Origin of the sequence: Allobosea spartocytisi (assembly GCF_014764685.1) — a bacterium.
Classification (GTDB): Bacteria; Pseudomonadota; Alphaproteobacteria; order Rhizobiales; family Beijerinckiaceae; genus Allobosea; species Allobosea spartocytisi.
Genome location: NZ_JACXWY010000001.1, coordinates 202,409 through 227,418, shown reverse-complemented (window position 1 = coordinate 227,418; position 25,010 = coordinate 202,409). Strand labels below are relative to the sequence as shown.

General features: G+C 62.1%; 33 protein-coding genes and 1 pseudogene. 13 read left to right on the top strand and 21 right to left on the bottom strand.

Translation table 11 applies throughout. The features are described from left to right. The first annotated feature begins 16 nt into the window (after positions 1-16). The 12 genes from IED13_RS01170 (at position 17) to IED13_RS01115 (ending at position 4,296) form a co-directional block, all read left to right on the top strand. A complete protein-coding gene (locus IED13_RS01170; RefSeq protein ID WP_191123106.1) occupies positions 17-385 on the top strand; it encodes a hypothetical protein in 369 nt (122 codons plus the stop codon). Continuing rightward, on the top strand, positions 378-578 hold the full coding sequence (locus tag IED13_RS01165) for a hypothetical protein (protein WP_191123105.1): 201 nt from the start codon (positions 378-380) through the stop codon (positions 576-578). Before IED13_RS01170 ends, IED13_RS01165 begins: the two co-directional genes overlap by 8 nt. After that, on the top strand, positions 571-993 hold the full coding sequence (locus tag IED13_RS01160; protein ID WP_191123104.1) for a hypothetical protein: 423 nt from the start codon (positions 571-573) through the stop codon (positions 991-993). Before IED13_RS01165 ends, IED13_RS01160 begins: the two co-directional genes overlap by 8 nt. Then, a complete protein-coding gene (locus IED13_RS01155; protein ID WP_191123103.1) occupies positions 990-1,190 on the top strand; it encodes a hypothetical protein in 201 nt (66 codons plus the stop codon). Before IED13_RS01160 ends, IED13_RS01155 begins: the two co-directional genes overlap by 4 nt. Further along, positions 1,183-1,632: a hypothetical protein gene (locus IED13_RS01150; RefSeq protein ID WP_191123102.1), complete on the top strand. Its 450-nt coding sequence runs from the start codon at positions 1,183-1,185 to the stop codon at positions 1,630-1,632. Before IED13_RS01155 ends, IED13_RS01150 begins: the two co-directional genes overlap by 8 nt. Beyond that, the gene (locus tag IED13_RS01145; protein WP_191123101.1) at positions 1,629-2,117 is read left to right on the top strand and encodes a DUF1643 domain-containing protein; all 489 of its coding nucleotides are present in this window, start codon (positions 1,629-1,631) and stop codon (positions 2,115-2,117) included. The genes IED13_RS01150 and IED13_RS01145 overlap by 4 nt, the downstream gene beginning before the upstream one ends. Further along, positions 2,114-2,650 carry a hypothetical protein gene (locus IED13_RS01140; protein WP_191123100.1) on the top strand — a complete coding sequence of 179 codons (537 nt, stop codon included), beginning with the start codon at positions 2,114-2,116 and terminating at the stop codon, positions 2,648-2,650. Before IED13_RS01145 ends, IED13_RS01140 begins: the two co-directional genes overlap by 4 nt. A 462-nt stretch (positions 2,651-3,112) precedes the next feature. Further along, positions 3,113-3,325: a hypothetical protein gene (locus IED13_RS01135; RefSeq protein WP_191123099.1), complete on the top strand. Its 213-nt coding sequence runs from the start codon at positions 3,113-3,115 to the stop codon at positions 3,323-3,325. Beyond that, complete coding sequence (locus IED13_RS01130; RefSeq protein WP_191123098.1) at positions 3,318-3,611, top strand: hypothetical protein; 294 nt, start codon at positions 3,318-3,320, stop codon at positions 3,609-3,611. Before IED13_RS01135 ends, IED13_RS01130 begins: the two co-directional genes overlap by 8 nt. Beyond that, positions 3,604-3,822, top strand: coding sequence for a hypothetical protein (locus tag IED13_RS01125; RefSeq protein WP_191123097.1), 219 nt, complete (start codon positions 3,604-3,606; stop codon positions 3,820-3,822). Before IED13_RS01130 ends, IED13_RS01125 begins: the two co-directional genes overlap by 8 nt. Next, positions 3,812-4,006 carry a hypothetical protein gene (locus IED13_RS01120; RefSeq protein ID WP_191123096.1) on the top strand — a complete coding sequence of 65 codons (195 nt, stop codon included), beginning with the start codon at positions 3,812-3,814 and terminating at the stop codon, positions 4,004-4,006. Before IED13_RS01125 ends, IED13_RS01120 begins: the two co-directional genes overlap by 11 nt. Further along, positions 4,003-4,296 (top strand): hypothetical protein, encoded by a 294-nt coding sequence (locus tag IED13_RS01115; protein WP_191123095.1) that lies wholly within the window; start codon positions 4,003-4,005, stop codon positions 4,294-4,296. Before IED13_RS01120 ends, IED13_RS01115 begins: the two co-directional genes overlap by 4 nt. Before the next feature lie 162 nt (positions 4,297-4,458). Here IED13_RS01115 and IED13_RS01110 read toward each other — a convergent pair whose 3' ends face one another. The 6 genes from IED13_RS01110 to IED13_RS01085 form a co-directional block, all read right to left on the bottom strand. Continuing rightward, entirely contained in the window at positions 4,459-4,797 is a 339-nt protein-coding gene (locus IED13_RS01110) for a hypothetical protein (RefSeq protein WP_210323451.1), read from the bottom strand. Positions 4,798-4,920: 123 nt separating this feature from the next. Then, the gene (locus IED13_RS01105) at positions 4,921-5,166 is read right to left on the bottom strand and encodes a hypothetical protein (RefSeq protein WP_191123093.1); all 246 of its coding nucleotides are present in this window, start codon (positions 5,164-5,166) and stop codon (positions 4,921-4,923) included. Further along, on the bottom strand, positions 5,163-5,816 hold the full coding sequence (locus IED13_RS01100) for a lysozyme (protein ID WP_191123092.1): 654 nt from the start codon (positions 5,814-5,816) through the stop codon (positions 5,163-5,165). Before IED13_RS01100 ends, IED13_RS01105 begins: the two co-directional genes overlap by 4 nt. 115 nt (positions 5,817-5,931) lie before the next feature. Continuing rightward, positions 5,932-6,900 (bottom strand): acyltransferase family protein, encoded by a 969-nt coding sequence (locus tag IED13_RS01095; RefSeq protein WP_191123091.1) that lies wholly within the window; start codon positions 6,898-6,900, stop codon positions 5,932-5,934. A 98-nt stretch (positions 6,901-6,998) separates the two neighbouring features. Then, the gene (locus IED13_RS01090; protein WP_191123090.1) at positions 6,999-8,993 is read right to left on the bottom strand and encodes a hypothetical protein; all 1,995 of its coding nucleotides are present in this window, start codon (positions 8,991-8,993) and stop codon (positions 6,999-7,001) included. Next, positions 8,993-9,325, bottom strand: coding sequence for a hypothetical protein (locus tag IED13_RS01085; RefSeq protein ID WP_191123089.1), 333 nt, complete (start codon positions 9,323-9,325; stop codon positions 8,993-8,995). Before IED13_RS01085 ends, IED13_RS01090 begins: the two co-directional genes overlap by 1 nt. 129 nt (positions 9,326-9,454) lie before the next feature. Between IED13_RS01085 and IED13_RS01080 the strand changes: the two genes are divergently transcribed. Continuing rightward, complete coding sequence (locus IED13_RS01080) at positions 9,455-9,673, top strand: hypothetical protein (protein ID WP_191123088.1); 219 nt, start codon at positions 9,455-9,457, stop codon at positions 9,671-9,673. 342 nt (positions 9,674-10,015) lie between these two features. Here the strand turns inward: IED13_RS01080 and IED13_RS01075 are convergent, their stop codons facing one another. From IED13_RS01075 to IED13_RS01000, 15 genes and pseudogenes are all read right to left on the bottom strand, one after another. Beyond that, on the bottom strand, positions 10,016-12,112 hold the full coding sequence (locus IED13_RS01075) for a hypothetical protein (protein WP_191123087.1): 2,097 nt from the start codon (positions 12,110-12,112) through the stop codon (positions 10,016-10,018). Further along, positions 12,112-13,797: a hypothetical protein gene (locus IED13_RS01070; protein ID WP_191123086.1), complete on the bottom strand. Its 1,686-nt coding sequence runs from the start codon at positions 13,795-13,797 to the stop codon at positions 12,112-12,114. The genes IED13_RS01075 and IED13_RS01070 overlap by 1 nt, the downstream gene beginning before the upstream one ends. A 3-nt stretch (positions 13,798-13,800) precedes the next feature. Then, positions 13,801-14,544 (bottom strand): hypothetical protein, encoded by a 744-nt coding sequence (locus tag IED13_RS01065; protein ID WP_191123085.1) that lies wholly within the window; start codon positions 14,542-14,544, stop codon positions 13,801-13,803. A gap of 18 nt (positions 14,545-14,562) precedes the next feature. Next, the gene (locus IED13_RS01060) at positions 14,563-15,186 is read right to left on the bottom strand and encodes a hypothetical protein (RefSeq protein ID WP_191123084.1); all 624 of its coding nucleotides are present in this window, start codon (positions 15,184-15,186) and stop codon (positions 14,563-14,565) included. Continuing rightward, entirely contained in the window at positions 15,186-15,482 is a 297-nt protein-coding gene (locus IED13_RS01055; protein ID WP_191123083.1) for a hypothetical protein, read from the bottom strand. The genes IED13_RS01060 and IED13_RS01055 overlap by 1 nt, the downstream gene beginning before the upstream one ends. Then, positions 15,482-16,108 carry a hypothetical protein gene (locus tag IED13_RS01050; protein WP_191123082.1) on the bottom strand — a complete coding sequence of 209 codons (627 nt, stop codon included), beginning with the start codon at positions 16,106-16,108 and terminating at the stop codon, positions 15,482-15,484. The genes IED13_RS01055 and IED13_RS01050 overlap by 1 nt, the downstream gene beginning before the upstream one ends. Further along, positions 16,108-17,484, bottom strand: coding sequence for a hypothetical protein (locus tag IED13_RS01045; protein WP_191123081.1), 1,377 nt, complete (start codon positions 17,482-17,484; stop codon positions 16,108-16,110). Before IED13_RS01045 ends, IED13_RS01050 begins: the two co-directional genes overlap by 1 nt. Then, positions 17,484-17,867, bottom strand: coding sequence for a hypothetical protein (locus IED13_RS01040; protein WP_191123080.1), 384 nt, complete (start codon positions 17,865-17,867; stop codon positions 17,484-17,486). Before IED13_RS01040 ends, IED13_RS01045 begins: the two co-directional genes overlap by 1 nt. A gap of 3 nt (positions 17,868-17,870) precedes the next feature. Next, positions 17,871-18,062 carry a hypothetical protein gene (locus IED13_RS01035; RefSeq protein ID WP_191123079.1) on the bottom strand — a complete coding sequence of 64 codons (192 nt, stop codon included), beginning with the start codon at positions 18,060-18,062 and terminating at the stop codon, positions 17,871-17,873. A gap of 63 nt (positions 18,063-18,125) precedes the next feature. Next, positions 18,126-19,364, bottom strand: coding sequence for a P22 phage major capsid protein family protein (locus IED13_RS01030; protein ID WP_191123078.1), 1,239 nt, complete (start codon positions 19,362-19,364; stop codon positions 18,126-18,128). A gap of 25 nt (positions 19,365-19,389) precedes the next feature. Beyond that, entirely contained in the window at positions 19,390-20,256 is an 867-nt protein-coding gene (locus tag IED13_RS01025) for a hypothetical protein (RefSeq protein ID WP_191123077.1), read from the bottom strand. A gap of 89 nt (positions 20,257-20,345) precedes the next feature. Further along, a complete protein-coding gene (locus IED13_RS01020; protein ID WP_191123076.1) occupies positions 20,346-22,535 on the bottom strand; it encodes a portal protein in 2,190 nt (729 codons plus the stop codon). Next, positions 22,532-23,985 (bottom strand): annotated as a pseudogene (locus tag IED13_RS29040) (terminase large subunit domain-containing protein). The gene IED13_RS01020 and the pseudogene IED13_RS29040 overlap by 4 nt, the downstream one beginning before the upstream one ends. Next, entirely contained in the window at positions 23,879-24,241 is a 363-nt protein-coding gene (locus IED13_RS01005) for a DUF5681 domain-containing protein (protein WP_191123073.1), read from the bottom strand. The pseudogene IED13_RS29040 and the gene IED13_RS01005 overlap by 107 nt, the downstream one beginning before the upstream one ends. Positions 24,242-24,506: 265 nt before the next feature. After that, positions 24,507-24,959: a hypothetical protein gene (locus tag IED13_RS01000; RefSeq protein WP_191123072.1), complete on the bottom strand. Its 453-nt coding sequence runs from the start codon at positions 24,957-24,959 to the stop codon at positions 24,507-24,509. Between the last annotated feature and the right edge of the window lie 51 nt (positions 24,960-25,010).

The window sequence follows — 25,010 nt, the reverse complement described above, 5'->3', positions numbered from 1 at the left end:
CCGAGGAGCGCGCGCCATGGGTGAGCGGGGACATACGAAGGGGCCTTGGCGGGTCAAGCGCACAGACACGACGTACTATGTGGAGAGTGCCGAGGGCGTCCGCGTCCTTAGCACGAGCTGGCACGGCCATATCCGCAAGCCCTACCCTCTGAAGGGAGAGGCGTTTGCCAATGCGAACCTAGCTGCCGCTGCGCCCGATTTGGTCGAGGCGGCGAAAGATGTCATCGCCAGCAGGTCCAGCACTTACAAGGCCCGCAACGGCCGCTCAGTAGGCATTCAGGACGATTCTGGCGAAATGGTCTGGTTGGTCCCGTTTGGCCAGATGGCCCTTTTGGAAGCCGCCCTCTCCAAAGCCACCCCCACCGGGGAGGCCTCCGATGTCTGAGCTTCGGCAGCAACTGAAATCTGCCCGGGAATGGCTCCGCATCCTGATCGAGCAGTTCGACATCGAACCTAGCGATACGGTCATTACCGTTTCGGCACGCGGTCCTGATCGCAATGAAACGGTAGCCGAAGTCTCTTTGGCGGAGAGTCTTACGCATATCGATGCCGCTCTCAAGGAGGCCTCCGATGTCTGAGGGGCGAAACACAGAGCTGGTGTCGGAGCTGCGGCGATGGGCGCTATTCGAAAGCGCCCGGAGCGCTGCTGTTCTCACTTCCGCAGCCGAAGCCCTAGCCGACCTCAAAGCCTCCGAAGAGAGGGGGGGAAGGCTTTCTCAGGAGCTGGCATCCGCGCGGCTCCGGCCAGAGCCTGGCAGCGCCGATGCAGGCTTCCCGATGGGCGCAATCGAAAACGGGCGCGCCTTCGCTGACAGGCTTGAACTGACGGGGCTCGAATGCCCGGCCGGCGATCTTCGCATGTGCTCCGATTGGCAGGAGTTCCGACGCTGTTTCGAATGGCTGGCGCAGTGGGCGTTGGAGAACGGCCCTGCCGCCCTCGCGGATGCCACAAAAAAAGATCCAGGGACGGAACAGAGGGAGGCGGGACTATGAAGAAGCGTCCGACTTCTGCGGCAAGGGCGAAGGAGCTGCGGCACGCCCTTATCCGCCTGATCGAGAGCATTGACGCTTGCGGGGCGTTCGAGATCGAAGCCGGCGAATGCGGCTATGGCCCGCTCTACGATGCCTGCAAGGCTGCGCGCATTCCTCTGCCCGAAAACTTCAAGGATTGGAGGATTTTCAATGGCTGACACCCCTCACTCAACCCCCGCCGCGCAGGGGACGGTGGCCGGCTGGAGGCTGGTGCCTGTCGAGCCGACGCCTGAGATGATCTGCGCGGGCGTGCAGATGGTCTCTATCGGCCACGGCGCCGTTTCAGGTGTCCCGGCATGGAAGGCCATGCTCGCTGCGGCTCCCGAACCGCCCGCCTCCCCATCCCCTGAAGCCTTGCCGGCTAGCGGAGTGGTGGCGGCTCGTCAGGCGCTTGGTGACGCGGCCGGCTGGCGAGAAAAACGCGAGGAGCTTGCTTCTTGGACCGGGTCCGCGTTCCTGGCGGGCGAGAAGGTCAAGGACGAACTTTGGCACAAAGGTGAGCTCTACTCGTTCCTGTGCAAGCTTCTCGGCTGGCTACATGCCGGCGAAGACGCAGCCGCCGCCCTCACCGCTGCCCCAGCGCCGGAGGATCGGATGTGAGCGCGATCATCTCTCCATGCGGCCTGTTCCGACTTCGCCTAGACCGCGACCTTGGCAGGCCGGGCCCGGCCGTCGCCGTCCTTGGCGTCAATCCCAGCACCGCTGACGCGACCACAAACGACGCGACGATCCGCAAGGACATCGGGTTCGGCGCGCGGCGCGGTTGGGGAAGGCTAATCAAGGGCAACAAGTTCGCCTACCGCGCCACCGATGTCCGAGAGCTTCGGTCCTGTTCCGATCCCATCGGGCCGGGGAACGACAACCACCTCCTCGCGATGATGCAGGAAGCCGACATTGTGATAGCGGCATGGGGACCGCTGTCGAAGCTTCCTCGGTCCCTCCGAGAGCGCTGGCGTGACATCGTGCGGATAGCCGCAGTCGCCGGCAAGCCACTGCACTGCTTCGGCGTCGCGCAAGACGGGCAGCCACGGCACACGCTCATGCTCGCCTACGACACCCCTCTGACCCTGTGGAGCGCCCCATGACCACGACCAACGACGCCCCAGCGCCGGCTCCGAGCGCGAGCGGGGTGCGGGTGGACGACATGGCGATGTTGATCCGCTTGCTGGTCCGAAACATGCCGCCGGGCCTCAAAATCCGCGATGCGGCGGTGGACTATATGAGGCGCCATGACCTGATGGGTAGTCCACTTCGCGAAGACGCCTCCCTCGCCAGCGACGCCAGCCCGAGGGATGAGGCGGTGGCTTGGCGATGGCGCTACCCTGGCGGCGGATGGCGGGTCGCGATGGTCAACCCGCATGAGGGCAGATTCGCAGAGTTGGAGCACCACCCCCTCTACGCGCATCCCGCGCCCGCCACGGTGGAGCGCGCATTGCGAGCGGCAAAGATGCTCGTCGATAACATCAATGAGTTTGGGCAGGTTACAGACGCCGAAATTCTGGACTGCGCCGAAAAGGCAGTTCGAGAGGCCCTCGGCTTTGACGAAGAGCCCGCTCCGTTCAGCGTTGGCGCGTCTATCGCCGCCCTAGCGCCCGCGACCGAGGGGAGGAAGGGATAATGGGATCTTTTGTGGCATCCGCTAGTGTCCGGCCAGAACTTAGCAATCGAGAGGACCAGGCATCCGAACTTCAAGGGCGCATCCGTGGCTTCTACGCCAACAATCTGGGTGCGACGCGCTCTGAGTGCGCAGTCGCTTTAGGCGTGGATCGCCGCACGATTTGGAAACATCTCAAGCGGATGCGGCCCGACACCCCAGCCGGAGGGCCCCCGATCTTTAACATCGCCCACGATGTGAAGCAGCGCTGGGCGCTTGCTCGCAAGATTTACGAGGCGCGGCATCCAAATCGCGGGCCAGGTTCTGGCGCGCCGCATTGGGACGCGATGGCTAAAGCCGCGCGTCTGCCGTGGCTTGCGTGCGCTGATGCCGCTCTATCGGCTCTGGAAAACCGGAAAGCCGGCCTCGCGGATGCGCACTCAAAAGACCCCTCCCGCCCCGCCATGCCGAAGGAGGCGACCCAAGATGAAACTTGATCCGAACGAGCGTGATTTCCTCCAACGCGTCAGCATCGGTTGGCGACTAAAGCCGGCCGATCGGGAGGAAGACAAAATCCGCCAGCGTATGCGCCGGTTTGGACTCGTCGAGGTGCTGATGAAGCCGCGCCGTTGGTCCCTGACCGAAAGCGGCCGCCTAGCCCTTCATGAAGCACGTGCAGGAGAGCGGGACGATGGCTGAGATGATCAAGGTCATCATCACGAAGTATGCACTCAGCACCGGCCTCATCGTCGCCGATGCCGAGAAGGACGCTTCATCCGACATGGTCGTGGTCAGGCAGGAAAATGGCTTCCCGTCGTATTACCACGGCAAACACTGGACCACGGACCCAGCCGAAGCCCTGAAGCGTGCCGAGGAGATGCGCGGCAGCAAAATTGCGTCGGTTGAAAAGCATCTCGCCAAACTGCGCAAATTGAGGTTCGCGATCCCGGAAATAAACCCCGCCAAGGAGAACGACCATGGCTAAGCTGACGAAAGCCCAGCTTGCAGCCCTTGCAAAATGGGATGGAAAGGAAACCTCCATCTACCATGCTGGCGGCGTTCGTCGCGATGTCGGGAAGAAGCTGCTCGCAATGGGGCTGATCGAGCCTGCGGAGAAGGGCTTTCAGCCGAATTATTCGATCTGCCGGCTGACCGAAGCTGGCCGCGCCGCCTTGGAGCCCCGCGATGAGCGCTGACACATCCCCTGCCTCGGTGCCGGGCGAGACGGCCGACGACGCGATGTCGGATAAGCACCGCTGCCGCGATTTTGACGAGGACTGCGACGACCTCGACCACACGCATTGTTGGCTGCATGATCCGACACAGGGGTGGTGCCCGTTCCTTCGGGCTGCTGCAGCCATCCAGGCGCAGGGAGAGTGAGACTCGACAAACAAGAACGGATCGTGAATCTATGGCCGATGGGAACCGCCTTCACGATGTTCAACGCAGTCTGGCTCGTCGATGTCTGGTGGCCCGATGGCACCACGATCAAGGAGCAGGCAGCATACTGCAAGTGCTTCGCCAGCGCTGAAGCTGCGTTTGAAGCGGCCAAGAGAGCCTATCCGTATGACCTGATCACATTTCGCCATGGGATGCGGGTCATACGCGAATATCGAGGCAGTTTCTCCGAGCATCTGGCGGCCGTAGCTGGGAAAGAGCTTGGCGGGTGATTGGAACGACGAAAAGACCGCCCAGCCCCGAAGGACTGAGCGGCAAGGACCATAGTTTCCGAGGAGGCTAATCAGGAGTTGGGAGATCCTCCGTTCGATATTGAGCGCGCCGGCTGTGATCGGCTCAGACGCGCCTCGCGAGGTTCGCGAGAGGGTTGCGGCTCAGGGCCGCGATGCAGGACCGCCAACGAGGCGGTCGTAAAGCGTCTCCAACCGTCTATCGATCCGGTCGGTAGTCTTGTTCATGCTCTGGACGGTGGTGTTCAGCTCTGCGAGCTTTTGGCGGTCAGCGGCGGCCTGCTCAGCTTGCTTGCGCTGGGCTTCCTCGACGGCGTCCATTCGCTTTTCAATGCGCGTGATGGATTCGGCAGATTGCTTGTCGGCATTGCGGGCGTCAGACCACCAGAGAACGCCGCCGAACAGGAGGACAGGCACAGCTCCCGCGAAGGCCGCCACAACGCGACCGAAGAACTTCCCATCGTCATTGACGCGCATGTTCACGGGTGCCATCCGCAGCGTTCCTCGCCATACTCGTTGTGCTTGAGGATGTCCGCCTTCTCGCGATCAGACATCGCAGCAACGGCACGGGCGGTAGGCCTGATGGGGCTCGACACGTCGCAGAAATTACCGACTGTCTTTGCGCAGCCACTGGCGCAGGCGAGCGTCAACGTCAGCAGGAGCCAAATTATCGATCTCACTGTCGAGCTTCCTTTTCGCTTCGATGGCTTCGCGGCGGTGGCGCTCCTGCTCCTCCGCCATGATGGCCTTTCCGTCAGAGCGCCCCTTCAGGAAGGCGCCTACGATCAGAGCCAGGAGCGCCCCGAGGGCTGCGATATACCCGGCGAAGCGGGTCCAGAGGGTGGAGATCATGCCGAGGCTTCCTGCTGCTTCAGGACAAACTTCCAGAGCAGAAAGGCGGCGCCGATCACGAAGGCCACTGCGAGGATGATTTGAGCCGGACCGCTGGTGAAGTTCTGGAGGATCGCGCTGGCGGGCGTCGCCACCTTGACCGCATTATCGATCGTCAGAACGGGGGGCTTCGCAGGTTTAGCCTCAACGGTATTCGAGGAGACGAACGAGCCTTTGGCCCAGAGGCCGGCTTCAGCAGCGCGACGGTTGACGAGACCGGAGACCTTTTTGCCGCCCGCATTCACCCACTTCATGAGTTCCTTCGGCACAGCGGCATAGTCGCCCGCATTGAGCTTCTTCAGCAGCGTAGAGCCGGCGAAGCCCTTAGCTCCCTCGCCCACATTGAATGCGAAGGATACGAGCGCCGCGAACTGGCCATCGGTCAGAGGCACCTTCACCAGCCGCTCAACAGCGCGCTCGAAGCGGTCAAGGTCGGCAAGCAGAAGCTGGTCAGCCTCTTCCTGGCTGATCTTCAGGCCGGCCGTCACATGCGGCCCGGTCGAGCCGTATCCGATGGTCCAGACCCCAGCCACGTCCTTATAGGCCGTGAGCTTGCAGCCCTCCCACTGCTTGATGAGAGCGAGCCCTTCAGGGCTGATGCGTCGTGTCATGCTGGCACCTCGGCAATAAAAAACCCGCCTCGAAGGGCGGGTTGGTCTGAAGTGGGATGTTGGCGCTCTGAGCGACTTCGGGCGAGCGATCAGCGGGATTGAGGAACTGAAGCGGTTAGGCGGTCCTTGCGGAGAGACGCGAGGCCCGCAGTCTCTGGCGGAGTTTCAGCGCCGGCTCCTCGACAAACTTGTAGCTGGCGAACGCCACGGCAACTGATACAGCCGGGACAGCGAGCCGCGAGACATGAGCAACATCGAGCACCCACATGATCACGAAGTGGTTGAGGAAGACGCCATAGGAGAGGCTTCCGAAAAGCTCGTCAGTTGCCGAGAATTTCGTGTTCCGAAGGGCTGCGACGGCTGAGACGCCGATCATGGTCCCGAAAAGCACCTCCTTGTTGTACGGTAGCGCGAACCAATCTGCACGGAAGGCAGCAAGGGCGCAGAAGACAAAAAGCGAGCCCAGCACGACAGCTACTGGATACCGGCCGGAAAGTATCGACGGCCGCGCCAAGCAGGCACCAGCGATGAAGACGAAGAACGTACCGGGCAACAAGCGATAGCCGAACCAATCGCTGTTAATGTAACCGCTCACCGCCAAAGCGAAGACCGCGACGGACCCGAGCACGGCGACGGTCCGAGCCTTTAGATTCCCCAGCAGATAGAACGGGAAGACCAGATAGAACGAGAGCTCCAGTCCGAGCGACCAAGCCGGTGGGATATAGAGCGCCCGCTCCAGGAAAAACATATAGAACCCGGCCGGCAGCATCAGCGCGTTCAGCAGGACGGCGCTCGGAGAACGATCTTGGACGAAGTTGTCCGTGATCGGTAGCAGGCCGACAGCCACCAACGTGATCGCGAGGTAAAGCAGATACTGCGGAAAGAGCCGGGCTGTTCGGTCGAGATAGAAGCTCGGAATCGCCTCTATCCCCTGATAATGCTTGGCGATGAGGAGGGTCATGACGTACCCGCTCATCACGAAGAACGAGATTACGGCCACGACGCCGATGTTCCACCCTGCCACCGGTCCGAAGACGTGGGAGTAGAGGACGCAAAACGCCAGCAGGAGCCGAAAAAGTCCCATGGCCGGCTATTATTAGCCTTATCCGTCAGCGTCAAATGTCCCTGAATTATCTAGATCTGGTCTGCTGGCTGCTGCACTGATCAGGTGGCCGCCCCGGTTCAAAAGAACGCCTCCCAGCAGAAATCACGGTTGGCACCAACCGCTACGCCAACGTCAACGCTGAAATTTGTTGCATCCATTGCTGCCACGCGCGGGATGAACGACCCCGCAGTCTGAGCGCCCGCGCCTACCAGCGTGAAGTTCACGCCGCGAGGCGTAATTCCGAGGCTGTGCGCGATGGTCGCGGCGGAGCTGCCGTTCAAAATCGTACCGACTCCGACACTCCTGAGCCCCGTGACTTTGCCCCCCCCGGCTTCTCCAACGAGTGGCGCCCCACTTCCCGACCAGTTGGGCATGACTTGGTCTACCTGAATAATGGCACCAGACGCCGCAGCAACGATTGCCGGAAAGCCGCCAACCCCCCGGTTGTAAACGCGCGGTTCGGCGCGGGCGATTTGCAGTTCGCTATTGGCTCCGTCAATAATTACCGGGCTGCCCCACACGTTGTCGGTCATGAGGTGGTCAATTGAAATACGCGCGTAACTGCCGCTGATATAAACGCTAGGGACATTCGTCGTAACGGAAGAGTCCTGCGCCGCGATCAATCGCTGCACGTCGAATGTCGCCGCCGAGGCAGCCGTATCGACGTAGATGCCGGTACCACCAAGATCGGCGTACACGGTTCCGAAGCTACCGTGATAGGTGGTGCCGGCCGGTCGGTCGGGGCCACTCCCAGGGAATTGGCCTATGGCGATGGTTCGGTGGTACCCGAACGTGAACACACGCTCAAACATCGGACCATCGCAGCGGTTGAGGATAATCCCGGTCGCGTTAGCGCGCTGATAGGCTAGGACGTTGCTTTCGTTCGCCCAGAACGGCCAGAAGTGCAGGTCCGCGCAGCGAATGACATCGTACGCGTCCCCGACGACAAGCCCTTCAGTCAGTGGCTGGCCACGGATTTTGCCGATGTTGAGCTGGCCGGCACGCCCGGACTCATAGAGCAAGCCCTTTGTCGGATTGAGCAGCGTCAAATCGTCAATATCGCCGGAACACTGCGTGAACTTGAAATCGTAATCATGAGCGGCCGGAGCCCACCCGGCCCCCGGCGTGGGTTGCGTGCGGAAAGTTCCGATGCCTTTGAAAATGGTAAAAGTGTTGCCAACGACAGGCGGAGCGTTCGCACGCCCCGAAAGGTGAAACCCGATACCGGAATGATCTAGGAAAAACCACGAGCCGGGGCCGCGCGTATTGACGCCGCCAAAGTTCATGCCTTCGTTCAGCTCGACGCTGCCGCCCCTGATTTTCAGCGGCAGGTTGTTGTAGTTGACAACAGGCGAAGTCAACCGAATCACAATGTTGTCGGGGATCAGCAGCGTCTTGCCGGCGCTGCACGCCTTCTGGATGGCATTGTTGACACCGGTCGTGTCATCCGACGTTCCGTTTCCGGTGATCTGGTCCGTGTCGGTGATCCACATCCATTCGCGGTCACGAACAACAAGCGGTCGAGCGAAGCTGTCGATCCCGTCCTGATATCGGATCTTGTTCCCGTCGATGCCATCTGCCGGCGTCGCTGGTGTAGCGACTTTCGCATCCGTGACAGCGTCAGCGTCAATTGTCCAAACCGCGCCGGAACTGGAGACCGTGATATCGCCCTTGTCACCATCGGAGACGGGCGGCCCTTGAACGCCCTGAGGACCGCGAATATCGACCGCGCTGGCGATATCGGGAACAAGCCCAGTCGCGCCGATGTACGACCCAGCGGCCGGCTTCGTTCCTTCGCCGCCGGCCCAATCTGAAATCTGCAACACACGGCGGGCGCTGTCTGTCACGACAGCCAAGATGGGAGCCCATCCCTTGTAGCCCTGATCACCCCGAGGGATGGTGATATTCAGGACGGCGTTCTCTGGCGTTCCGGTATTCGTGATGATGACGCTTGAGCCGGCCGCTCCGGTCGCGACAGTGCCGATGGCAATCGTTCCGGCAGGCCCGGTTGCGCCTGCCTGGAACCGCAGCTTCAGCGCGCTCTGCTGCTTAAGGACGAGCTTGTCCGCCATCAGAAATTGCCTTCCGTCACAGTGAGCGTGCCGTCTGCGATCTGATCAACTTGACCGGTCGCCAAGTTCCGCTTGCGCAGGCCGTGGTTGTAGGTGCCGCGCTGGAGCCGAACATCGACGCCGGGCGAGATCGTCAGGGTTGCGGTCAGGGCGTTCTTGGAGATGCCGCCCGTCTCATCGAGGAGCAGATCGGCGCCGCATCCCTTGAGGCTGTATTCGAAGGCGTAATCATCCACCTCGAACAGAGAGCCATCCGACTTCAGGAGCGTGAGTGTGCGGATGTACGTCTCGTCATCGGTGCACGATGCGGTCCATTCGTAGGCTGCTGCCATGAGGCGGCTCCTAAAAGAAAAGCCCCGCTGGTGAGGCGGGGCTTGGCTGGAATAGCCAGAAAGTCGGGCGCGAAATGCTATCGACTCGGGATAGCGTCGCGGTCAGGATCGGGGAAACGGGAGGCTGGGATGACGATTCACTACGACGAAGGCGCCGCGAAGCTCGGGGCTGGCGCTGCCATTGCAATGGCACTTGTGGAGGAGCTTCAAAAAGCCGGCGTGCTTTCAGCCGACCAAGTGAAGAGCATCTACCTCGCTGCTGTGCAAAAGACAGAATCTTTGCCGGGCGCTTTCCATGTCGATACGCTACTCAGCCACCTTGCTAAGAACGTTCGCGAAAACGGCTGACGCCTTCCGATCGCGGATCACCGCGTGAAAGCGGGCTGCATCCGCCAGAATCGCAGCCGCTTCGTCCGCGTCCTCGGGAAGGCTGTTCGCAATCTCGGCAGCTTGGGTCACGTGGCTTGTTGCATGACGGGCCAGATTGAATGAGGGGCTACCCGTGAGGCGCTGGACATCTGCCATAACGGCTTCGCGGGACGGCTGAGAGAGACTTCGGTTCCCCAGTCCGAGACTTCCGATGGCGTTTTGCGCTGCCTGGTTCATGCTATGCTCCTGTGATTGGGGACGTGAAAGCTCAACTTATGTCGTCAGGCTGAATACGCTGCCATGAAGCTTACCTTGGTATTCCTAGCGACGTTCGCCGTCATCCTGTTCGGCTGCTCGGCTTGAAGGGCTCCAATATGGACGAACTGTCAGCTCCAGCGGCTTTGCCACATTCTCATTGGCGGCAGGGCCGATAGCCTTCGTCAGATAGTCCCCCGCGCCCTTGATCGATTCCAGTAGCGTCTTGTTCTTCGCTACCGTGCGGGCGGCCTTCTGGACCGCGCTCGGATCGGTTGACAACAGCATCTCGGCTACTCGCTGGGCGACACGAGCGTCAATCGCTCGCTGCCCACGACTAAGGCCAGCCAGCAGAAGCCCATAGGTCATAGCCTTTGGGTCGCCAGAGCCCATGCTGTAGGTGGCACCGCCGCCGGCCAACCCGATCTCCGCGAGCTGGCGCGCAGTCGTGCTGTTCCCAGAAACAGCGGTGCGCAGCATGTCCATGACGCTCTCGACGTTCACGAACGCTTCCAGTTCTCGCGCCTTGTCCTTGCCTAGCGCGATCTCGATGCGCTCTCGTGCGCGTGCCGTACCCCAAATCTGATTGATGAGATTGCGGCGGTCGCCAGTGCGGTTGATCTGCTCGATGAGACTGGATGCAAAGCCTTCCGCGAACATCTTGCGCTCAGGCTCTGACATTTTAGCGATGGCCCGCCGTGCATCATTGTTCGACATGCTCGACGTGACGAACTTGCCACCGGCTTCAAGTGCATCCTCTGCGCCGAATGCTGCGGCGGCGCCTTTGCGGGCCGCTGCATAGGTTGGGACGATCTCGTCGAGATGATCGCGGAGCGCGTTGCGAAGCGCGATGAGGTCGTTCATCTCCCCGCCGCCGCCGGCACGCTGAAGCTTCTCGATCTGGTCGTCTAGCCCCTGCTTCACGACATCCCAGAATTGAAGGGATGGCGATACACCTGGCTTCATGGCCAGCGCGCCATCTTCTCCGACGATGAACGGGTTGCTAACTGGCCTCTGCCCTTCGGCCGCTGCCTTGTTCGCGCTGCGCCGCGTCGCATCTCGGATTTCTGCCTGAACCGCAGGGGCCTGCGCTATGGTAGCAAGCGTGTCGTCCCAAACGTTCGCGGAGCCCTGCGCATAGGCTCGACCATAGGCTGATCGATTAGCCGCGCGGGCCGCTGATTTCAGCGCCTCCCTCGTCGCCCCGGCATCGCCATTCGTGCCCACGAGGCGCTGGACGAACTCAACAGCCCTGTTGCCCTGCGTCTCAAAGCGATTACCGGTGGCGCCCTGAAGCGCCTGCCTGCCTTCTGGAGAGGTATTAGCCGCTGAGCGGGCCAATGCGCGTGTGGTTTCGCCGCCAATGTCAGCGACGCGGACAGGCTGCCCGGCCGCCTGTGCCGCTGCGAGCCCGGCTTCGTCAAGGGCAGGAGCGCCGATTGCGGCGTCTCGGGCCAAAGCAGCTTGCACGCGGCGGGTGGCTTCGGCGTCCGCGTTCAGCGCACCGCGCACTGTTCCGGTGGCAGAGCCAATAGCATCGCGAGCCTTTCCATAGAGTGCCTGGGCGCCACCGATCGCTGCTGGGACAGCCGCCCCTACCGCGCCGCCAACACCAGCTCCTACGCCGGCCCCGATGAGACGGTTCCCAACGCCTTCCCCGCCGCCAGCGCCGGCTAGAGCGCCATACCCCGCGCCGGTCGCGAGGCCACCAGCGACGCCAGCCCGAACAGGGGTGAAAGGAATAGTGGCGATACCGCCGCCGACTTGCCCGGCGAGAAATGTTCCGGGGTTTGCCTTTTCGGCTTCCTGCATTTGCTGCCGGGCAGAAGCAAGGCGCTGATCATAAGCCGCCCCGATACCGTCAGGAGCCTGACCAGTCACATAGTCGATGCCGGCATTGATGCCGCTGGCGATCTCATCACCGAAGTTGAAGGTTGCGCCCTGCAACGCCCCGAGCAGCGCAGAACGGCCCATCGACACTTCAGGAGCAGGGGCGGCCTGAGGCGGCGGCTCATCGAGAAGCTTGAACCCGCCGGGCAGCGCGTCCGGTGCGGGCGTCGTGCTTGGCCTCTGGTTCGGCCTGACCGTGACGACGAGGGGTCCGTTGCCGGTGTTGCTGGCGGGCTCGTCGAGAAGTTGGAAGCCAGCAGGAAGCTCAGCCATTACTCAGGCACCCACTGTCCATTGCGGAAAACGATTGTCTGCTGGCCGTTGCTGGCGCGCTGGCCTTCCCGATATTGCGGCTGCTGCTGCATCTGGCGCTTAGCGTAGGTAGGTCCGGCCGCATTCCCAATGCCTTGGATAGCGGTCTGTCGGTTCCTCGCCTTCTGCGCCAGCACATCCTTGCCGTCTCCGGGCTGTGCGAAATACTGCTTTCGGGCGTTGTCGAATTCAGATTCGGAAATGGCCGCGCCTGACTCACGCCGCAGCACTGCGTTGATGAAGTCCCGCTGTGCCTGGTCCGCCATCTGGAATTGTGGCGAGACAAGACTGTTGCCATAGACCGGGACGCCAGCAAGTGTGCGCTGGGTGCGTGAAAGCGAAGACTCTGAGATTTCTGGCCTCGACAGAATCTCATCGGCGGCCTTCATCCGGTCAGCATAGAGAGCTGCGTTCGCTTGACCTTCCGTGGTCTTCTCGCCAGCGGTCGGGAGCTTCCCGTTCGCGATGAAGAACTTGCGGTCTTCCCCCTGGTAGCCCTGTTCGTTCGCGATCTGCTCCCGCGTGGCCACGTCCTGACGTGCCTTGTTCCCGACAGCGCCCTGGTAAACTACTTCGCCCGTCTGCGGATTTACGAGAGTCCCGCCCTCGGGAACGCTGACGGGGCTCTTTTCCTTCGCCTGCCCCTGGTAGACAACTTGCCCCGTCCGTGGATCAACAAGCGTCTGGCCCTCGCTGACGGTGACAGGTGTGACCGGCTTTGACACTCCAACCGGTTCGACAGTCCCCGTGCGAGGGTCGGTCCGATAGAGCTGATCCCCCACGACCTGAAAGCCGAACTGTTTCCCGGTCGCGACCTGCTGCCAAAGCTGAAGCCCAGCGGCCCGCGTACCGGGATTGGCTAGAAGAGCCCGGATCATCTGGCCGTTGGTATTCTGGGGGCTTGCTGGGGCAGCAGCCTGCGGCATCGTTCCTTCGGTCGGCACGGCACCGGGCGCGGGAACATCGGCCCGCGCATCGCCACCCTGAACTTGGGCAATGGCAGTCGCGCCGTTGCCAAACCGGCCAGTCATACGCTGATAGACCTCTCCAGCGCTTTTGGGGGTGCCGTCCGGGTTGAAGAATACCCCCTTGTTCGCTGCCGCGACCTGCGGGGTGACGAGCGACATGGCGGGGACGCTCGGATCTTGCTGGACCGCACTGATGAAGTTCGGGGCCGCTCCAGCACCGAGAAAATGCGCCATGTAGAGGTTGCCGTCTGTCGGCTGGATGCCCTTGGCTTGCAGCGCTTGAGCATTCTGCGCCGTGAAGGCGCGCATGGCCCGTTCCTGCTGCTGCGGGTCGGTGCGGCCATCCGGCGTAAGCCCAAGCTCCGGGTTCGACTTCATCAATCCGGCCCAAGTGCCGCCCAGAAACTGGTAGCGGCCAGTGGCGCTGGAAGCGGGGTTGCGAGCGGCGTCGTTCCCAGAGCTTTCGGCTGACCTCGTCTGCGTGAAATAGTTCGCAGGAGACGCCCCCAAGTTCGCTAGGGGTCGCGGTTGCGGGGCAATCGGGCCTCCAAGCCCTGCCGATTGGTCATAGGCCTGAAGCAGTGCATCCGTCGTTCGACGGTCTTCCAACCGCTTGCCGATGTCCCCGATCGCTGAATTGACGTTCGCGAACGCGCCGTCGAAGGAATATGCTGCCATATCCTACGCCCCCAGCCCAAGCAGCTTCAGGCCAGAGCCGGCCAGGTTCACGCCGAAATTCAATCCTGTATTGACGTTGTCTCGGGCCTGTTTCTGCGCGCCGGTCACCGCCCCGATGCCGGTGTTCGTGCCGTTCCAGAGGTTGTTCAGGCCAAGCCCTGCCATGCCGGTATAGATGCCGGCCTCCGCATTGCCCTGTTGCGCGCCCAGATTGGCGAGAGAGCTGCCGAGCTGGCCCTGTAGGCCAGCCTGCGTGCCGGCCGCCTGCATGCCCTGCGTGCTCAGCCCATTCAGTCGGTCCTGCCAGGCGCCATACTCCTGGTTCTGCATGTTCTGCGCCCGGTCAGCGATGGCGGCCATCGTATTGCCAGAGCCCAGAGCACCAAGCGCGGAAGCCTTGCGGGCCGTCGCGTCCGAGGCTTGATCGACCGCGTATTGATAGCCCGGCGAGTTCTGGAACTGCGAGACGGCGGCGTCGCGCTCAGCCTGCCCCCCGAGGCCTAGCGAGCCCTGGTACGTCCCGAGCGCGCCTGTGCCGGCCGTCACCCACGGATTTAGCCGGTCGATAGCACCGTTGTAGTTCGTGTTGAGATCGGTTCGCGCCTGACCAAAACCCTGGCCGAGGGCGCCCAAGGCATTGCCCTGCGCCGTATCGAGGATGCCCTGCCCCCTGTTGGCGGCGTCCTGAGCCTGGTTAAACGCCCAAATGCCCGCATTCCGGGCGCTCGTCCCAGAGAAAAGACCCATGGCAATGTCCTTGAGGTTTTAGTAGTTCGTCACATCGACAGCGGCGTAGAGGCCAGTCGTGTTGATGCCGGCAATCGCTGGCGTGCCGATCTGGATGCGGCTGTGCTGGATCACGTTTCCGGTGATGCGCAATGTGTCGGACTCGTACACAGTGCTCGGGAAGAGCACGACGCTGTAGAGCGACATGGTGAGGAACATGGCGGCCAGATCACGCCCGCCAGGCCCGGTGTAGCCACCGGCATTGCTGTTCACGGCGATAATGCGCAACGGCTTGAACTGCGAGTGAAAGACGAGGCTTCCAGAGGCATTGAGAACCTTCAGTCCGACCGTTTCAGTCGCGGCGGGCGGCTTTGCGAAGGCATAGACGGTAAAGGTGCAGGTACCAGTGGTGTCGGGATTGTTGAAGAACAGGAAGCGGTAGACCCAGCCCGTCCCGGTGAATTGGGCTGACTTCGTGATGAACGTTTCGGGGTAGACCTTGACCGCCACCGCGACGACATCGCCCGAGCACGTATAATCATAGGCCGTCGTGACCGGCGTGGAGATCGTGATCGTCTGCTTGTCTACGAGAACGAGGTTCGCATAGCTCTCGTCGATCTGGACCGTCCCGGCATCGTTGTAGATCTTGATGCCGGTTGCCATCAGTACACGCCGTAAATCAGCAAATGATCGCCGGCCGGGCTGGCGACGTTGTAGCTCATCGTCGTCCCCGAGAAGGAGATGATCGGCGACACCAGCGAGTTATCGATGCCCGTTGGCGTTCCTGCGCTCACCCTCAGGGCGATGCAGTAAGGCGCCCCGGTGGCGAAGCCGGCATCGGTGATCGATCCCGTTGCCCCCGCCGAAACACCCGTCATGCCGATGACCCGCGACATGCGGGTTGCCGTGTCGATGATCAGATTTCCGGCCGCGTCCCATGTCTTGAGACCGACCGCCATCAGATGTTCACGCCGATAGCGACGCGCAGGACGTTGCTGCTGTCGTAGATCTTGGTGTTCTCGTTCGTGATGACCTGCCGCGCGCCGCTCGTGCCGGACTGGATCACGATCGGAACCTGGAAATAGAAGACCCCGCCCGAATAGCCGAAAACCTGCTGCGCCGTGCCGCTGTCGGTGAACATGAACTGGCTGGCGGTGAGGCCGATGGCAGAACCGCCGCCGCTCGTCGCCAGCATCTCAAGGCCGGTGTAGTAGTCCCCTGCCGTCAGATAGATGCCATAGGCCGCTGCCGACCCTGTCGGGGCGGATTTCGCAGCGAAATAAATCTCCCCGCTGGCCGTCGCGTTGTTGGACTTGGTGTTGATCGACGTGATGAAGGAACCGTAGGCCCCCGTCCCGTCCGTCAGCGCCTGACTGTGTTCCTCTACCGTCGCCTCTGTGTCCCCGAGCGAATTCGTGAGCGTCGTGACCTTCGTGGTGAGATCGGTGACATTGACCTTCATCCACGACCAGAGCGACGTGATCCAGTCATGAAACGCGGTCGTCGGCTTGCCGTCGTTCGGCTTCGTGAGGACGATATCGGCCGGCGGGATGAATGGGATCGAGTCGGGGTCAACGTCAGCCATCAGACGCCCCCGGTCACAACTCGATTAGCCACCGCGCCCATGAACGCGAAGTCCTGCGGCCCTTCCCACCTGAATTTCGCGATGATGCCGTTGTGCGTCGAAAGCCCGAGATTCGAGACGCTGGGAGGCCACTTCTCAGCGTCGGTGATCGAGCGCTGTAGCTCGGTTGACCACGTCTTGCCGCCATCATGCGACCAGCTCACATAGATCGTGATGACTGCCTCGGTGAAATCGGCGCTCAGCTTCGCCGCGACACGCGCAGGGAAATCCTTGAGCGGCCCGGTCTGGATGAAGCCCCCGAGCGCGCTGCCGTTCTCCGTCAGAGTGTCCGACATGACCAGCAGATCGCCGCTCAAGCGATCCCCGAACACCCACTGGCTACCGGAATAGATCGACCACTTCGCGCGCCAGCGATCGGACCCTGTACTCCCGCGCTCGTGCCAGGAATTGGCCGCGACATCGAGAACCCAAGAGCCCTGATCGCTGTTGATCGCGATGAAGGAGCGCCCCTTCCAGATGAAGGCTGACACCTCGATCGTGGAGACCGTAGAGGCAGCAATGAAGCGCTCGACATCCGGCGTCGAAACCGGTGCCGTCTCATAACCCGCAAGGGTCATGACCCGCTTGTCTGACGAGACGAAATATCCGTTGCCGCCCCATGTGTCCTCCATGCCAGCCACGGCCATGGTGGTCAGCAAACCGACCTGAAGCACGGTCGGGGATCGCTGAAGCGGGAATGGCGAAAGGCCCTGGTTCGACCACGGCTCAACTGTCGTGCCGCCCATGGCGTAAAGGATGTTCCCGCGTACGATGACGCGAACCAGCCCATCGGAGCGAGCCTCAGCCGTGGCGAAGCTCAGCGCATTGATGTCAGTCGAATTGAGTTCGGACGCGAAGATCCGTCCGTCCGCAATCGAGAAGATGAAGAAGCCGCCAAGGAAAGTGACGGAATTGACGGTCGCGGGCAGATCAGCATCGGGGTAGGTGCTGACCGCGCTGGAGGTGAGGACATAAGCCCCGCCGCTCTCGCGCACCGCGACGATGTCGGGTGTGGAGGCCCCACCCGTGACCTTATTGTTGCGCGCCAGCGTCACGCCATCGCTGCCGGGGATCGAGCCCGTCAGCGTGGTGACGGTTGAGCCCGAGACGGTGACAACAGAGCCGGTAAAGACGACGTACAGCACGCCGTTGACATCGATCAGGCCGCGAATGCCCGTCTTGCCCGTGGCGACGAGCTGCGCGAGCCCAGCCGTCCGGCGCACATAGCTGCGGTCGCCCTCCGTCACGCTATAGCAGTTGAAGAGCCGCCCTTCGCCTTCCCCTGGTCTAGAGCCCGGCGTCGAGCTTTTTGGGACAGGAAACGGCGTGCCGGGCATCAGTCCGATGTCCCGTAATAGAAGCGCCGCCGGTTCGGGATCAGGGCGCAATCAACGCGCAGCGGGCCACCCGTCCCCGTTCCCATCCGAGCGAGACGGCGAAGCTCGTTTTCGGCGTCTCGCTCCGCCTGCTTGTCGCGCGGCAGGTTGAACGAGGTCCGGCAGACCTGCGCCATGTACTCAACGAGGGCATTGAAAATGCTGTCGTCGATGTCGTCGCTGTCGGGGATGTAATAGGCATTCGTCTTGGCCAGGGCCGCCAAGGTGGCGGCGACGCGCTTTTCGACCCTTGCGGAATCGTCGGCGTTCGGGGTCTGGCCGCTGGCGAGCGCGTAAACCTCAGCAAGCGCCTGCTCGATGAGATCGGCCTTGCTGTAGCTCATAGCTCAATCGCCGCTGATATCAGTCTTGGGAGGCCGGCCGCGCCGCTTGGGCTTGTCGTCGCCGTCTTCCTCGAAAGCCGCCGGGGTGTCTTCCCAGCCCTTGGGCAGGCTCTCGCCTTCCTTCAGATCGAAAATGCGGGGCTGTTCTGTCTCGTGGTAACCCCAGGTCGGGGTTGTCTTCTCTTCCTTGGTCATTGCCGTCCTCCGAAAAGAAAAGGGCGGCCCCGAAGGACCGCCCCGTTGTCGTGATGGAGAGCCTTACGGCGTGCCGTTGAAGCGAACCGCAAGGCGCGGATCGACCGTCTTGATCCCGTAGAGGATATCGAGACGCCAGTTCGACACGTCGTTGGTGCCGTCATAGTACGGGATCACGCGGACGCTCAGTCCCTTGTAGGACTTGCGCGTCGGGGTGACCGCACCGGGCGGCAGCTCCATCGGGACCATCGCCAGAGCGAAAGCGTTCTTGTGGAACGCCAGGTTCTGGGCGTAGCCGGTCGCAGCGGTGCCGTTGAACGTCAGGGCAGCGTTATCGGCTGGCGCAGCGGAGACGGTCTGGAACGCACCCGAAGTGATGATCGGGGGCGAGATGGTCAGCGTGGCATTGCCCGAGCCATCCGAGGATGCCGCCGCCTTGACGACGAACATCTTCAGATGCGGCAGGGTTGCCTTGGTGACCGGGTTCACGTCGTAAACGCCAGCGATCGTGAATACGTCACCCTGGACCACGCGAGCCGCAGCCGCAGCCGTCCAGCCGTCAGTGATAAGGGTCTGCTGACCCGTATCCTTGACGGAGGCGTAGGTGACGTTCTGCGAGCCGCCGTTGACCAGCGGGGTGCCACCCAGCGGACCCACGGTGTGCGTCGGGATGTTCTGCGCCTGGTAGGTGTCCAGACCGCCGATTTCACCGATCGAGCCCTTGCGATAGGCAGGCTGAGCGATGCCGTTGACGAACAGCGAGGTCTGCGAGCCGGCCATTGCCCAGTAGTCAGTGGGCGACAGGACGGCGGTGCGGTTGTCCAGCGGGACAGCCGTGAGGTCCATCCGGGTCGGGGCGACGGCGAAGTCTGCGAACGAGTTCACGACCTGACCGGGAGTGCCGACCCAGTTGGGAACGTCCTTGTAGAGAGACATCACGTCCACATCGACCTGGTTCGCGAGCTGAACCATGGCGGGGCGGATAACGCGCTCGGCAAGATCACCGATTTGCAGCGTCAGTTCGGTCGAGGACAGCTTGAAGTCCACGCCCTTCTGCTGGTTGACGGTGATGCTGGTCGAACCTTCCTCAATGTCCTGAGTGGACGCAGTGGAGCCCGAGCGAACCGTGAAGTCAGTCGGCTTGCGGATCGAGATCGTCTGACCGACCTTATAGCCGTTGACGTTCTTGTCGAACTCGCCTTCGTAGGCACGGAAGACCTTGTTGGCCATCACGAGTTCGTTGTCGAGGATCTTCACCGCCGCTTCCGCGAAGATCGACGGGGTGACAATGGTATTGGCCATGACTGGCTACCTTCTGGAAGAAGGCTCAGCTTCGTTTGGGGTTCCCGTAGGTGTTGCTGAGCCATGCATCGAGGTCGCTGCTGGCGTTTCGCGGCGCGGCAGAGCCTTTGGGCGTCTGCACGGGCGGCTTGGCGCTCGTAGCGGTGCGGGCCTTGGGCGGTGACACCATCCCCTCGATGCGGCCCATTTCGCGGGCGGCATCGATCGGACCGAGCGCATTGATGCGGGCGGTCAGGCGGGGGTTCTTGGCGAGGTGATAGGCGACGAGCGGGCCTTTATCCCCGGCGTCGAGAATGAAGCGCTTGACGAGGTCGGACGTGACGAAGCCAGGGTCCTGCACGACCTTGAAGAAGTCGGGCATCGCCTTTGCGGCTTCAGCGCAGTGGTCCTGATAGTCTTCGATCAGTTCCGCAACGCGGGTGCGCTCGCCTTCCTGCCGCTGCTGAATCGCTTCAGACACCTGCCGGGTGGTGAGACGCTTATCGACCTCATAGGCCTGCCGAGCGGCGTCATAAGCGAAGTAGTCGCCAGCAAAATCCTCCTCTTTCGGAGGCTTGCCGATACGCTTGACCACTTCGGCGTCGATACCTTCCCCATCCGCCACGGCGCTTGCGGCCGATCCCGAACGGAGCGCGGCATTTTCAGCCCTGAGACGCTCTAGCTGTGACCTCAGGCGTTCGGAGCGCGATTTCTTTCGCGGTCGCTCGCCTTCATCGTCCTTGTCGCCACCTTCGTCCTCGGCTCCCTCGGTCTCCTCGCCTTCAACCTGTTCGGTTTCGGCGGATTGATCCTCGGCTGCCTCGGGGGTGACGGCTTCGGCTTCATTCTTCTTCGGGTCGTCCGAACGCGCGAGATCGGCATCCGTGAGGACCGTTTCATTTTCCTCGATCATGTGTTGCCCAAGAAAAAAGCCGCCCCAGAGGAGCGGCTTGCGGTCATCATCGCGGCGTCCGCGTCATGCGAACGCCTGCGTGAAGAGGGTTATGCCGGCGGCTGTCCGCCATTAAAAAAGCCGCCCGGTTGGGGCGGCTGCTGATCCATCGGAATGCCCTGCGGGGGCATATCGGTTGGCATCTCTTGCGGTGGCGGCTGGCTGATCGCCTGCACGATCTGGCTTACTGCATGCTGGAGCTCGACAATGGCGGTCGCCATGTTCTCTAGCGTCGGGCCGTGGTCTGGTTGCTGCGGCTGCGGCTGCGGCTCGGGCTTCATCGCATCGACAAGCGGCGCGATCTGCATCTGCTGCAACTCGATCTCAGCCTTGTCCGCGTCGGCAACGGCCTTGCGAGCCTGCGCCTGCTTGGTCTCGACCTCTGCCTGCTTGATCGCCATTTCCGTCTGCTGCGCCTGTACCTGAGCCGGGTCCGGCGGCGGCTGTGGCATCGGCTTCTTGGAATCCGCCTCGATTTGAGCGCGGATCTGCGGGGGTGCCAGCATTCGCAGACGATCAGCGATGTCATCCGCCATGGGCCAGTCCTGTGCCTTGACGTATAGATCGCCAATGGCAGGGAACAGAGCTGGCTGCGCCTGGATCAGCTCACGCATACCGTCGCGGGCTTCCTCGCGCTTCGTCGTGTAGCTCGGACCCATCTGAAGGGCCACGTCATAGGCGCCGGTCGTGACATCGTTCCAGATCAGAGGCGTGACGCCATCGGCATCCATGCCGCCAACCTGATTGATCTCGATCGTCTCGGTCTTGCCGTCCTCACCGACGATGCGCAGCACGCGGGCGGTGTCGTAGATCTTCGGGATCAGGTCCACGAGGATCTTGCCGGTGTAGCGGATCGCTCGCGACCAGTTGTCGATATAAACGAACGTCCCCGTATCGCCCTCGCGCTGACGAGCAATGACAGCCTTGCCGCTCGTCTCGTTCGAGGCAGCGCCAAGGGAAGCGTTGTAGATGCCGATGACAGCCTGAATATCGCGAGCGGCGCGCGCAATGCCCTCGGTGATGCCCTGCGAGGCTACAGCAGGGGCCACACGGCTCGGGGCTTGGTTCCCGTTCGCTGGGTCCGGTGTATACGGCAGATACGGATGGTTCGTCCGGTTCGCGGACTCCCAAATATCCTGATATTGCTCGAAATTCTTCTCCGTTCCGATGAACGGCGCCTTCGGCTGAAGCGCGATGACCTCCGTCTCGGCAGAGGACATGTAGTTGTAGGTGCGCTGCGGGTCTTTGGCGAAGCGCACCACGCCATGGCGAACGAGCCGGCGCCCGATGCGGATTTCCTCGCCAATGACCGGAACAATCGGGATATATGAGCCCTGCCATTCGGTCGGGCCTTCCAGCACTTCCCTTGCCGTGATGAGGCAGCGGTAGACCTTGAAGCCGTCTCGCTTCTCAATGCGAGCGCCCAGGGCGGTCAGTTCGGCAGCACGCTCCTTATCGTCGGTGCAATCCTCGATCGCGCCGTCAGGCATCAGGGCCAGCGTTTTCTTCGTGGCCTTCTTGTACCAGTATTCGCCAATGCGAACTGTCTCGGTCGTGGACCAATCGAGATGCCCAAGGCTGCCGAGCAACCCGGTGGGGGCAAAGTCCTCGGCAATCGCCTTCGGGAACATCGCCTTGAACTTGTCCCGCGAGATGTCGAACGGGACGAGGCATTTCATCGCGTCTTCCTTGGTCGGAAGAACAGCGTCGAGATCCCAGACGACCGCAATTGCATCCTCGATCGGAGCAATGCGGATTTCCTGATTGAACGTCGTGTCGCTGGCGTATTCGGTCGTGATACGCCAAGCGCCGATGCCGCATGTGACCTGGCTGTCAGCGCCTTGGAAATAGACGCCCGGAGCGTCGGACCTGTTCTCGATATAGCGGATCACCCCGCCCATCGCTTCGGCGCGTTCTTCATCGCCGTTGTCGTCGATCGGCACAACCTTGATAGCAGGGCGCATCTGCCGCATGTCGCCCGTCACCTGACGGACGTATTGGCCCATCTGGTTGATGGTCTGACAAGGGCGCCCCTCGGCAACGCGCTGCTGAAGCACATCGATCGGCCATTGGTTGCCGGCGCGAAACTCCAGATCGTCGTAACCGGCTTCGATGTTGGCCAGCTCGCGCAGGCGCCAATCGTCGTAAAGCTTCAGGCCCTCGCGAACGAGTTCGCTACTTTCGTCTGAGGCGTCCTTGCGCTTGTCGTCGTCGGTATCGACCTGCGGAAGCGTCGTCATGCCGCCATCCACCCGCCGGGCCGGCCGCCGATGCGAAGCTTGCGCTCCTTCGGCTCTCGCACGGCCTCAGCAAACCGAAGCATCATCAGCGCGTATCGCGTAGCGGATAGAAGGTCGTCGCGTTCTTTCACGATCTTCCCATCCTTGCGGTGATACAGCCGGAACTCTTCGAACCATTCTGTCAGGTGCTTCGCGACCTTGAGCCGACCGGTCTGCATACGGTCGAGCATGTCGAGAACCCCTGCTTCCACGCCGTTCGTGCCGTCCTCGAACGTCGCGCGCTCGGGGAGCATGTTCAGGCCCTGCTTGCGATAAAGCTCAGCAAGCTGCTCACCCGAGCCCTTGTCATGCTGCAACCCGTCGTGAGGCCATGCCCATGGGAGCTTCACGCCCCACGGCTTCAGCGCGGCCGCATGAATGATCGGCGTTGCCTCACGCTTCCGATAGCTGGCGATGACATAGACAACGTCCGCGTCGCGATCCCATGCGAGCTTCGCCGCTGCGGTCGGGTGGTCCCACCCAAAGTCCACGCCGCCGATCAGTACCCACGCGCGCTGAACCTCCGGAGCCTCGCAGGATATGTCGTCGTCGGAGAGCGGGAACACGCGACCACTGCCGAGCGTTGGGATGCCCTTCGTGCGCGCGTCCCGCTCATGCGCCGGGTAGCTCGCGATGATGGCCGCTCGCTGCTCTGGGGTGTAGTGCTCCGCATCCTCGATCGTCATACGGGTGATGTGCCTGGTCATTCCAGCCCGCAATCCTGGATGAACTGATGGACCACATCCGACATGCCTTTAAGCGGCGTGAAGGTCAGATAGACCATGCCGTTCGTGGCATTCGTGCGCGTCAAGCCCTCGAAATAGATGTCAGACGGAGGCTCTTCGTCGAACCACACACCGTCGAGCGTTTCGCCCTGCCACTTCGTACGGCCCATGTCGTAGGACTTGAACCCGAGGATGCTGATGCCGCCTGTCGTATGGCGGACCATGACGCCGTCGAGCGCGTCGGGGACGCCTTGGCGCCGCGTCCAATCTAGCAGCGAGGCTTTCGGGATAAGCCCTGTTCCCCACTGCGCCTCGTCCTTCGGCTCCCCTACAAGCAAGCGCTGCGCGCCGTCTCGCGTGACCTCGTTAGTCTCAGAACCAGCCCAGAAGCGCACCGGCCTATCGAAACGCCGGCCCTGCCACCAAACGGGATAATCCCCCGTCAAGTGAATCGCAGCCTCTGCCGCCCCTGAATAGGTCTTGCCGAGCTGGTTGCCCGCCATGAACAGGCGCTCTCGGTGGACTGCACCGGCCGCGTGGAATTCGCGTTGCTTAGCGTAGGGCCGATAGCGCTGGAGCTTAGTTGTATCGCGACGGCGCTGCTTCTCCGCCAGCAGCTTCGCCAACTCCGCCTTCGCCTCCAATGGCGAGTTCAAGGATGCTGGCGAGCTGACGGATGCGCTGATCAAGCTGCTCATCGTTCAACTCGACTTCGGTTGTGACCTTCAGCTCCTTCGGGAGGATTGAGGCGACGACCTTGAGGTACTGATCGGGCTTTTCGGCGCGGACAGTTTCGATCACGCTTGTCCCGTGCTCGGTGAAGTCCTCGTAGAGAGCCTGGATGAAGGCCTCCCCGAGCTTATTGCGCGAGCCTTTGGGCTTCCCTGCTGGGTTACCAGACTGGCCTGGCTCGAATGGCTTGAGGTTCGATTTACCTGCCACTGCATTCTCACTGTATTTTCAGAGGCGCGGCGCATGAAAAAGCCCGGCAGCCTTTCGGGCTCCGGGCGGAATTGGCAGGGGTGGCGGGAATCGAACCTCGCCGTTGGCGGACACGTGCCAGGAACAGTGGCAGAGCGCTCTGCCAATTGCACCAGCTATGCCTTGCTCAGGCCCAGAGCCCCCTAGAATGCAAAAGCGCCCGGCCATCTCTGAACCGGGCGCAAATCGCTATGGTCTATATCATGCGCAGATGCAAGATTCTCTGTCAAGCGGCCTGACGCTCGGGAGCGCGCCAATCTAGCCCATAATGATCCGCGAGAGCCTTTAGGCCCTCTACGCAATGATAGGCCATGTGGAAAGGCGGCGTCCAACTCTCCTCGTGGTGGTCACAGACGAGATCGTGCGTCGCTTGCCGAATTGCATGACCCTGCTGCTGAAGGACGCGGTTCGCTGCCTCGTACCGCTCGATGAGCTTAGCGGTGCGTTCCTGGTCTTCCTCGCCAGGAATCCCGCCAGTGACGACCGCGAGAGGGCGGCGCGAGCACATGGCAGAGCGCCAGCCTTCGTATGCCTTGGCGAAGCGATTGGCTGCCTCGTGAAGCTCCTTCGTGACGCAACCCCGGTTGAGAGCCGGGGTATCTTCCAGAAGTCGCCCCACTGCCGTCCCTCGCCATTCGGAAAGCCGGCCGGCGCGGTGGTGCTGGGCGAGCGCTGTCATGCGTGGATCCTTTCCTGCGCGGCTGGGTTGGCCGCTGGCTGTACGCTGAAC

Bases quoted from the DNA above. Each gene is read 5' to 3' on its own strand.
- IED13_RS01080 (WP_191123088.1), top strand. From the start codon at position 9,455: ATGACGATTCACTACGACGAAGGCGCCGCGAAGCTCGGGGCTGGCGCT.
- IED13_RS01060 (WP_191123084.1), bottom strand. From the start codon at position 15,186: ATGGCAACCGGCATCAAGATCTACAACGATGCCGGGACGGTCCAGATC.
- IED13_RS01140 (WP_191123100.1), top strand. From the start codon at position 2,114: ATGACCACGACCAACGACGCCCCAGCGCCGGCTCCGAGCGCGAGCGGG.
- IED13_RS01030 (WP_191123078.1), bottom strand. From the start codon at position 19,364: ATGGCCAATACCATTGTCACCCCGTCGATCTTCGCGGAAGCGGCGGTG.
- IED13_RS01085 (WP_191123089.1), bottom strand. From the start codon at position 9,325: ATGGCAGCAGCCTACGAATGGACCGCATCGTGCACCGATGACGAGACG.
- IED13_RS01055 (WP_191123083.1), bottom strand. From the start codon at position 15,482: ATGGCGGTCGGTCTCAAGACATGGGACGCGGCCGGAAATCTGATCATC.
- IED13_RS01120 (WP_191123096.1), top strand. From the start codon at position 3,812: ATGAGCGCTGACACATCCCCTGCCTCGGTGCCGGGCGAGACGGCCGAC.
- IED13_RS01150 (WP_191123102.1), top strand. From the start codon at position 1,183: ATGGCTGACACCCCTCACTCAACCCCCGCCGCGCAGGGGACGGTGGCC.
- IED13_RS01095 (WP_191123091.1), bottom strand. From the start codon at position 6,900: ATGGGACTTTTTCGGCTCCTGCTGGCGTTTTGCGTCCTCTACTCCCAC.
- IED13_RS01160 (WP_191123104.1), top strand. From the start codon at position 571: ATGTCTGAGGGGCGAAACACAGAGCTGGTGTCGGAGCTGCGGCGATGG.
- IED13_RS01135 (WP_191123099.1), top strand. From the start codon at position 3,113: ATGAAACTTGATCCGAACGAGCGTGATTTCCTCCAACGCGTCAGCATC.
- IED13_RS01050 (WP_191123082.1), bottom strand. From the start codon at position 16,108: ATGGCTGACGTTGACCCCGACTCGATCCCATTCATCCCGCCGGCCGAT.
- IED13_RS01170 (WP_191123106.1), top strand. From the start codon at position 17: ATGGGTGAGCGGGGACATACGAAGGGGCCTTGGCGGGTCAAGCGCACA.
- IED13_RS01045 (WP_191123081.1), bottom strand. From the start codon at position 17,484: ATGCCCGGCACGCCGTTTCCTGTCCCAAAAAGCTCGACGCCGGGCTCT.
- IED13_RS01070 (WP_191123086.1), bottom strand. From the start codon at position 13,797: ATGGCAGCATATTCCTTCGACGGCGCGTTCGCGAACGTCAATTCAGCG.
- IED13_RS01100 (WP_191123092.1), bottom strand. From the start codon at position 5,816: ATGACACGACGCATCAGCCCTGAAGGGCTCGCTCTCATCAAGCAGTGG.
- IED13_RS01105 (WP_191123093.1), bottom strand. From the start codon at position 5,166: ATGATCTCCACCCTCTGGACCCGCTTCGCCGGGTATATCGCAGCCCTC.
- IED13_RS01130 (WP_191123098.1), top strand. From the start codon at position 3,318: ATGGCTGAGATGATCAAGGTCATCATCACGAAGTATGCACTCAGCACC.
- IED13_RS01065 (WP_191123085.1), bottom strand. From the start codon at position 14,544: ATGGGTCTTTTCTCTGGGACGAGCGCCCGGAATGCGGGCATTTGGGCG.
- IED13_RS01020 (WP_191123076.1), bottom strand. From the start codon at position 22,535: ATGACGACGCTTCCGCAGGTCGATACCGACGACGACAAGCGCAAGGAC.
- IED13_RS01155 (WP_191123103.1), top strand. From the start codon at position 990: ATGAAGAAGCGTCCGACTTCTGCGGCAAGGGCGAAGGAGCTGCGGCAC.
- IED13_RS01040 (WP_191123080.1), bottom strand. From the start codon at position 17,867: ATGAGCTACAGCAAGGCCGATCTCATCGAGCAGGCGCTTGCTGAGGTT.
- IED13_RS01035 (WP_191123079.1), bottom strand. From the start codon at position 18,062: ATGACCAAGGAAGAGAAGACAACCCCGACCTGGGGTTACCACGAGACA.
- IED13_RS01090 (WP_191123090.1), bottom strand. From the start codon at position 8,993: ATGGCGGACAAGCTCGTCCTTAAGCAGCAGAGCGCGCTGAAGCTGCGG.
- IED13_RS01075 (WP_191123087.1), bottom strand. From the start codon at position 12,112: ATGGCTGAGCTTCCTGCTGGCTTCCAACTTCTCGACGAGCCCGCCAGC.
- IED13_RS01000 (WP_191123072.1), bottom strand. From the start codon at position 24,959: ATGACAGCGCTCGCCCAGCACCACCGCGCCGGCCGGCTTTCCGAATGG.
- IED13_RS01125 (WP_191123097.1), top strand. From the start codon at position 3,604: ATGGCTAAGCTGACGAAAGCCCAGCTTGCAGCCCTTGCAAAATGGGAT.
- IED13_RS01165 (WP_191123105.1), top strand. From the start codon at position 378: ATGTCTGAGCTTCGGCAGCAACTGAAATCTGCCCGGGAATGGCTCCGC.
- IED13_RS01025 (WP_191123077.1), bottom strand. From the start codon at position 20,256: ATGATCGAGGAAAATGAAACGGTCCTCACGGATGCCGATCTCGCGCGT.